The sequence below is a fragment of the Amnibacterium sp. genome (genome assembly GCF_025463795.1).
Lineage (GTDB): Bacteria > Actinomycetota > Actinomycetes > Actinomycetales > Microbacteriaceae > Amnibacterium.
The window spans coordinates 19,734-27,344 of sequence record NZ_JAODBE010000114.1 but is presented as its reverse complement, the minus strand read 5'-3'; the positions used below and the strand labels follow the sequence as shown (position 1 = coordinate 27,344).

Below are 7,611 nucleotides of genomic sequence, written 5' to 3'. Positions count from 1 at the left end.
TACTTCGCCTTCGACCGCATCGCGTTCGCCGTCACGCTGACGCTCTTCGTGGCGAGCGTGCTGCTGTCCCTCCTCAGCCTGCTCGTCGCGCTCGCCGGTGCCGAGTCGGACGCCGACGCGATCGGCTTCGTGGCTGTCCTCGTCCCCGCCATCGCCGCCGCCGTCGGTGCGTACGCAGCCCAGCGCGAGTTCCGGAGGCAGGCGACCCGCTCCGGCACCGTGACCCTGCAGCTCGCCGAGCTGGAGCGGCGGATGGCGGATGCGGAGTCGTGGGACGAGCTGCGCCTGCACGCGACGGCCGCGGATCGGGTGATGAGCTCCGAGACGGGCGACTGGTACGCGGTCGCGCAGTTCCGGGAGCCGGAGCTGCCCTGAGTTCCCAGGGCACGGACCGCCGCCAGGTGGACGGACCGTCGACAACCAGGAATCCGCAGCGCTATGGTGCGCGCATCCCCGGGCGAAGGAGCTCTGCGTGACCCTGCGCATCGCCATCGCCACCGGGAGAGGTATCGGGGCCGGTGCGGCGGCCGGGCTCGTCCTCGCGCTCGTGGCGCTCGTCCTGCCTGCGGCCGCCCAGGGCGCGACGGCCGACCCGCTCAGCTCGTGGGTGACACCGACGGGCTGGACGCAGGTCGCGCAGCTGCCGTCCACCCCGGCCCAGCAAGGCGAATGCCGTGACGGTGCCGTCCACCGCTACTCGGATGGTTCATCGGACTCGATCGTGCTGGAAGTGGTGCGCTGCGCGAACGCCGCCCAGGCGAACCGCTGGCAGAACTCGGTGTGGGCAGGGCTGCCCCGCTCCACAGCCTCCGTGACGAGCGCCCTCGGCGACGGGTACGAGCTCGACACCGCCACCGTCGGGGTCGTGCGGCGACAGTGGGACCAGGGGCAGTGGGGGCTGCAGCTCACCGCGACCTGCTCCGCGGGTGCGACCGGCCGGTGCGCCGAGGTGAGCCGGAGCTGGGTCCGATCCATCGCCTCGCAGGCGCCGGCGCCCGCACCGATCGGGCCGCTCAGGAGCGTGATGACCGGGCCGCAGCAGCACTGGCAGCCCGACTCGGGCGGGTACTGGCGGCTGGCGAGATCCCAGCCGTACCGCTCCTACTGCGCCGACTGGTCCGACTCGCTCTGGCTCGGGGCCAAGAAGGAGCAGCTGCAGGTCGCCGGCGGCGACTGCGGTTCCACCGAGGCCGCGGTGGCCGCGGCCCGGGACTTCTGGCTGGAGAGCCGCTCGACGGCGAAGCACGGTCTCAGCGATCTGATGGCGGGCCCCTACCGGTGGGCTGCCTGGACCGCGACGGACGGCAACCAGTACGTCGCGCGGACCTGGGCGCAGGGCGAGCGTGCCACGGTCGTCCAGCTCAGCTGCCCGCAGGTGGGCCGGTCCACCTGCGACTCCTATCTGCTCGGCTACGCCCAGCAGCTCACGGCAGCACTCGCCCCCGCTCGCGTGGTGGAGGACCACGGGACCCAGGACATCCTCTGGTCCTGGGCGTGGCTCGGCTTCCTGCTTCCGACCCTCAGCTTCGCCGCACTCGTCGTCCCGACCCGTCTGTGGAGCCGACGCAACGAACGCCGGTGGGACGCGCACCCCGGCCCCAGGTTCCGGCCGACGGATCGCATCGCCCGGCGCGCTCGATTCGCCCGCAACGGACGGTGGTGGCTGATCGCGGTCGTCTCGATCGCCCTGTGCGCCTTGCTCGACCAGTGGGCCATCGCCACCGGCCAGGTCTGGTCGGTGGCGGTCGTCCTGTTCGATCCGTTCCTCGTCGGCGGATCGCTCGCCGGGCTCCTGGGGCTGGTATGGAAACCGCCGCTGCTCGTCCGACCGCCGCGGTTCCGCTCCGGCTGGAGCGGCAAGCGGGCTGCCGGCCTGCTCTGCAGGACCACGGCGTACGTCGTCCTCGTGCTCGCGCTGGCCTTCTACGCGGTCTCGTACATCCTCGTGCTGCGCTATGCACAGATGCCCGAGTACATGATCCAGCTCCAGGTGCACAACGGTCTCGCGACCGGAACGGTCGACGGTTGGATCGCCGCCTCGCTCGAGGGGTTCCTCGACTGGGCGAGGCGGTCGAACACGGTCGTGCTCTTCTTCGTGACGACCCTCCTCGTCCCGGGAACCGCAGCCCTCCTGCTCGATCGACTCGGACGGCGCCTGCAACGCCTCGGCCTGCACGAGACCCTGCGCCGGGACCCGCGGCCGTACTTCCTCTACCTCCGGGGTTTCGACGAGGACTCCCTCCGGGTGCAGGAGGTCGCCGGCCGCTTCGGGTTGATCGAGATGCTGGCGCCCTTCATCCGGCCGCGGTTCGAAGAGGTGCTGGCGGAGCGTCTCGCTCACTTCGGGCCGGTGATCGCGATCGCGTCCCATCGCGCGCGGGTCGCCGACCTCGGGGCGGCCAAGGCCAGCTTCGCCGACGATCAGTGGCGCGACCGGGTGGAGGACTTCGCTGAGCACGCTCGGGCGATCGTCATGTCGGCGACGCCCCGGCAGGTGACCGACGGGCTCGGCTGGGAGATCCGGCACATCGCCGGCCGCCACCCCGACCTGACGCTGCTCCTCGTGCTCTCGCCATGGCCGAGGCTCGAGCTGCAGCGCCGCTGGCGGGGCTTCCTCGCGTACGCGCAGAGCCATCCCCCGTTCGACGACCTCGGCGCCCTCGAGCCGCCCGACGGCGTGCAGGTGCTCACCTGGCACGCGAGCACCGGTTGGCGCGCCTACGGGGCGGCACGCCGATGGGACTGGACCTATGCGGCGTCGATCACCGAGGCCGTGCGGGAGCTCGATCGCGAGGATGCGGCGGTCGCGGCGGCGCCGTCGGCAGCCGTCGCCGTCGCGCGGGTGGGCGAGGCGCACGAGTGAGCCGGCGAGCGCCCCGACCGGGCCCCTCTGCGGGGCACGCGGCTCTGATCCTCATCGGTGCGGTCGCCCTCGCCGTCTACGCGCTCGACATCGCGGTCTGGGTCCTCCTCGGGTTCGCACCGCAGGCCGGCGCGGTGCTCGCAGGAACGCCCCTCAGCGAGTGGCGGTCGCGCACCGCGTGGCTTCCTCTGCTCGTCGTCGCCGCCTCCGCGATCCTCGCCTACATCACCCTCGGCGCCCGGCCGTCCTTCCGCGTGGGGAGGGCGAGCATCGCCGCTGGGGTCCTCGGCGTGTCCGCGGCGCTGATCGCCTTGGCCACCTACTGGCCGTGCTCGCAGGGTCAGAGCCCCGGCTGGACCGCGATCCGTCGCGCCCTCGACCTCATCCGCGGCAACGTGAACCCGCCCTATGCAGGGGGAACCGGATGCGTCGGCACCCTGCCCCTCGGGCTTCAGGCCGCGCAGCTGCTGATGCTGAGCGCGCTCGGGATCGTCGGCTGGGGTGCCGTCGCACTGATCTTCGCCACCCGCTTCCGCGAGTTCCGTGCACGCAGCGCTCGAGCGGTGGTGGTGATCTCCGGGCTCGACGACTCGACCGTCGGGATCGTCCGACGCGTTCGTGGGACCGTTCCGGCGCCGGTCGTGCTCGTGGCCGCGGTGCCCGCGGGCGAGCCGCGCGCGGCGGAGCTGGCCCGCGACGTCGGAGCGATCCCGATCGAGCTCGACCTGCTGTCGCCGTCCGCCGTCCGCCGGTTCGCATCCCGGCGGCGGCGCGACGCGGTCCGGGGCGCCTACCTGCTCGGGCCCGACGCGGCCGACAACCTCCGGGCGCTCGAGATCCTGCGCACCGCATTCCGCGACCCGCTGTCCAGGCCTGCGTTCCCCAGCCGGGCAGCGGTGCGCATCGACGACCCGTGGCATGCCGACGACTGGCGGCGGCGGCACATGGCCGGGGACCCGGACTGGCTCGTGGACGCCGTGAGCGCCGTGGAGGGCGCCGCCCGGCACGTCGTCCGTGAGCTGCGTGGTACGGGCGTCGAGCTGGTCGTGCTCACCGACGCGTCCCCCTTCGAGCTGGCGGTGCTCTCGGAGCTCTCGTTCGAGCGGAGGATGAGCGCCGTGGTGCCCGACCCGGCGGGCGTGGCCGGGTTCCCCCGCGTCGCGCTGACCGGGGACCGGGCGGATGAGGTCGCGGAGCACTTCACCGCGCAGCTCGCCCGGTTCGGCATCGGCCATCCCGGTATCGGCTGCGAGGTGGTGCGCGACCCGCTCGACCAGGTCATGGAGGGCGGCGAACGCGCCGCGCTGCTGATGTCGTTCTCCGAGGGTGAGGGTGCGTCGCGGTCGACGTTCGTCGCGGCGCGCCGGCCCGACTGGGCGATCTTCGCCTGGTCGCCGAACGCGCACGGCGTCGGGCCGGGGCCGCTCGTCGGAGGTCTCACCTCCGTGGGACCGACGCTCGAACCCGTCGACGGCCACGGTGTCGACCTGTGGGACCGGTTCGGCCGCACCCTGCACGAGCGGTACGTGCAGCTCCATCTGCACGGCGAACCCGTCGTCGGCGACCCCGCACGAGGGCGCTGGGACGAGGACCTGTCTCCGTTCACCCGGGAGGCGAACATCCGCTCGTTCCTGGCCGCGATGCGGGGCGTTCAGCTGCTCGGGCTGCGGTGGGCGACGACCCTGGCCGCGTCCGACGCCCGGGTCGACCTGGCGGAGCTCTCCGAGACGGAGGTCGAGGTGCTGGCCCGCGCCGAGCACGAGTCGTGGGTCGAGCACCACCGCGCCTACGGCTGGCGGCCGGGCGCCGCCCGCGACGACCGACGGCGCATGCACCCGGACCTCGTCGACTGGGACCGGCTCTCCCCGGCGAGCCGGCAGAAGGACGTGGCCGCGATCAGCGGCACGCTGGGGCTGCTGGACGTGCTCGGGTTCCGGCTGCAGGTCGGGGTGCCGGCCGCGGGTCCCTGACGGCGCTCCGCGCGACGGCGCGTGCTCAGGACGGCCGAGTGTCGGCCCTCGTCGTCCAGGGCGCGTGGATCGGCGGCTGCGGCGATTCGCTCGCCGGCGGGTTCGCGGCGGTCAGCGCCGCGACCAGGAGCGCCGCGGCGATGAGCAGCACGGCGATGATCACCGCGACGACGACGACTCGGCCCCTTCGCCCTGCGGGTACCGGCCTCGCAGCCGGGGAAGGCGGCGCCGGGGCCGTGGACCGGGCGGACGGGAGGGGCATCGGCGCTGGAGGAACGTCGGTGCCTCGGCTCGCGGCGAGCGCCTCGTTCTGCAGGCTGCTCGGCGGGGGCGGCGGCGCGGGCACCGGCGCGAGGCGGGGCGCGCCGGACGGAAGGCCGGCGAGGGACAGATCCAGGAAGCTGAAGTGCACCCGGTCCAGTTCCGGCGGCGGAAGCCGGAGGCTCGGTTCCTCAGGGCGCGGCCGCTCCCAGTACGCCGGTCGGACGAACCCCTCGCGCCCCAGCTGCAGGGCGTAGGTCCACTCCCTGCGGACGAAGTCGGAACGCATCGACCGCCTCGACCAGAAGAGCTGGAAGACGTCGGCCTCGCGGATGAGGCTCTGCAGGCGCTCGTCCCAGACCTCGCCCGACCGGAGCCGTTCGACGTCGCGCTCGAACTCGTCGCCGATGGCGGCGATGACTGCGCCGATCCCCCGCACGAGCACCTCGTCACCTCGGGAGTAGGACGCGAAGACGCGCCGATACGGACGCCCGGTCGCCCGGACCGGCTGGGCCGGAGGCGAGTCGGGCCCGATGGCGAGGGTCAACGGCACGTCCGCGATGAGGAGCGGGCCGGCGAACACCGACATCGAGCCGCGGGCGACGGAGCCGTCCGCGGGCGCGTCGGCGCGCATGCCGAACTCCTCGCGGTGCACGTCGCCGTGCCAACGGAAGGACCGAAACGGCGGGTCGAAGTCGACGCCCGTCACCTCGGGGACGAAACGCAGCTCCGACTCGAGCGGAACCGACATGCGGGCGTCGCTGGTGACCGGGCGATAGCGCTCCCGCAGACCGCGAAGCACCGCGGAGGCCTCCTCCTCGACGACCCGAACCGGGTCCTGCGGCGCGCCGTCCAGGTCGACGTAGGGCTCGGTCGGATGGACGAACGCCAGCAGGCGTTCCCATCGAGCGGAACGGAGACGCCGAGGTCGGTACACCGTGAACTGCACATCCTCGGCGAGCGCGGACACGACCGGTTCCGCAACGAAGGAGGGGTCAGTGGTGGGAGCGGGGGCGGCTGCCGGTATCGAGGCCGTCGGGGTCCCGAAGCGGCCGTGGGCCGACTCCGGGTGGACCTCGACCCGGCCGTCGTCCCACCCGTCGAACTCGTCCGCGCTCTCGTCGACGTCGACGTGGACGACATCCGCCTCGTCGAAGTCGAAGTCGAAGGCGAGGTCGACGCGTGGGAGCGGCTCGGGTGTCGCGGCTCCCGCCGGTCGGTCCGTTCCGTCGCCGAGCGGTGGTCCCACTCGTCGAGCGCCCTCGGGCCGGTCGTCGGCGCTGCGGCGGTCGCCGCCCTCCGGCAGCCCGTGGGCCGCACGCCACCGGTCCGCGAGCACCGCGGCGGCGCCGAGCAGGAGCGAGCCCTCCTCCAGGACCCGATATCGGAGCGTCACGGTGGCGTTCGCGGACCGGAAGACCTCGACGAGTGAGCGAGGCACCGCCCAGGTGCGGTCGGTGTAGCGCTGCACCAGTCCGCCGAGCAGCCCGGCTTCCGGTCGCTCCGGACTCCCCAGATCTCCCACGACGCCGTCCTCGGCGCCGGCCGCGATGAGGCGTCCGTCGATCTCCGCGAGCACGAGCGCGTTGCGCGGCATCCCATCGAGGGACCGCAGCATGCCGGCCACCGCTTCGCGGACGGGGATCGCTTCGACCGTGAGCGCCCCGTCAGTGCGGTCCTCGACCGGAGGCTCCGATCCGTCGGTGACGAACCCGAGACGGGAGACGGGGAGGGGGGATCGCCAGCGGTCCACGGCGAGTTGGACTCGGGCCGGCAGTCCCGCACGGGTCCATGTCGATCCGGCGTCATCGAGGAGGGGCAGCGTCGGGCTCTCGCCCCCGACGACCGGACGACCGGTCGCGCCGTCGATGAGGAGGACCGTCGCGGTGTCCGTCCTCCGGCCTCCGAGTACCGCGACGGCGACGTGCGCGGGGATGAGGCCGAGCGCCACCGACCACAGCCGGACCGCCAGAACTGCCTGATCCACCGGAATCTGCGCGGATCCCGCGAGCCGATGCGCGATCCGGGACAGCCGATCCTCCCGGTCCTCGCCCCACTCGCCCGCGGCGAGCTGCGACGGGACGCCGGCACCGAGGGCAGTGACCGCGAGCGCTGCGATCTCCGGATCCTGCGCGAAGAGCTCGGGTGTGACCGCGCGGAGCAACCGCGGATCCGACTCCAGACGCGCTCGGCCGAATCGCCTCAGCGCGCCCTTCAACGTCTCGCCGGGCGACCCCGGTCCGTCATCCGGCGTGCGGTTCACCGCACCGCCGGTTCCCCTCGGCGGGCCGGCAGCGCCGCACCCTCCACCGGCCCCGGCGCCGCCGCCACGGACCCCGGTTCGACCGTCCGGGCCTGCCCGGCATCTGCGCTGACGCTCACCATCGGAGCACCGCCTCTCGGATCGCGATCCGACGCTATGGCGATGACGGGGCGTGCGCCATGGGGCGGCGTCGCGGAAGCGGCGCTCTCCGAGCCGCGCCGCGTCGGGGCTCAGGATGATCCGTCGCACGCGAG

At 73.5% G+C, this 7,611-nt stretch carries 4 protein-coding genes; 3 read left to right on the top strand and 1 reads right to left on the bottom strand.

The features are described 5' to 3' along the window. The 3 genes from JWQ92_RS09960 to JWQ92_RS09950 form a co-directional block, all read left to right on the top strand. Window positions 1-375: hypothetical protein (locus tag JWQ92_RS09960; RefSeq protein WP_297344303.1), on the top strand; the 375-nt coding region annotated here is incomplete at its 5' end. Window positions 376-472: 97 nt separating this feature from the next. Then, window positions 473-2,863: a hypothetical protein gene (locus JWQ92_RS09955; protein WP_297344302.1), complete on the top strand. Its 2,391-nt coding sequence runs from the start codon at window positions 473-475 to the stop codon at window positions 2,861-2,863. Then, a complete protein-coding gene (locus JWQ92_RS09950) occupies window positions 2,860-4,833 on the top strand; it encodes a RyR domain-containing protein (RefSeq protein ID WP_297344301.1) in 1,974 nt (657 codons plus the stop codon). Before JWQ92_RS09955 ends, JWQ92_RS09950 begins: the two co-directional genes overlap by 4 nt. Window positions 4,834-4,858: 25 nt before the next feature. Here JWQ92_RS09950 and JWQ92_RS09945 read toward each other — a convergent pair whose 3' ends face one another. After that, window positions 4,859-7,258 (bottom strand): toll/interleukin-1 receptor domain-containing protein, encoded by a 2,400-nt coding sequence (locus tag JWQ92_RS09945; protein ID WP_297344300.1) that lies wholly within the window; start codon window positions 7,256-7,258, stop codon window positions 4,859-4,861. Window positions 7,259-7,611: the final 353 nt, after the last annotated feature.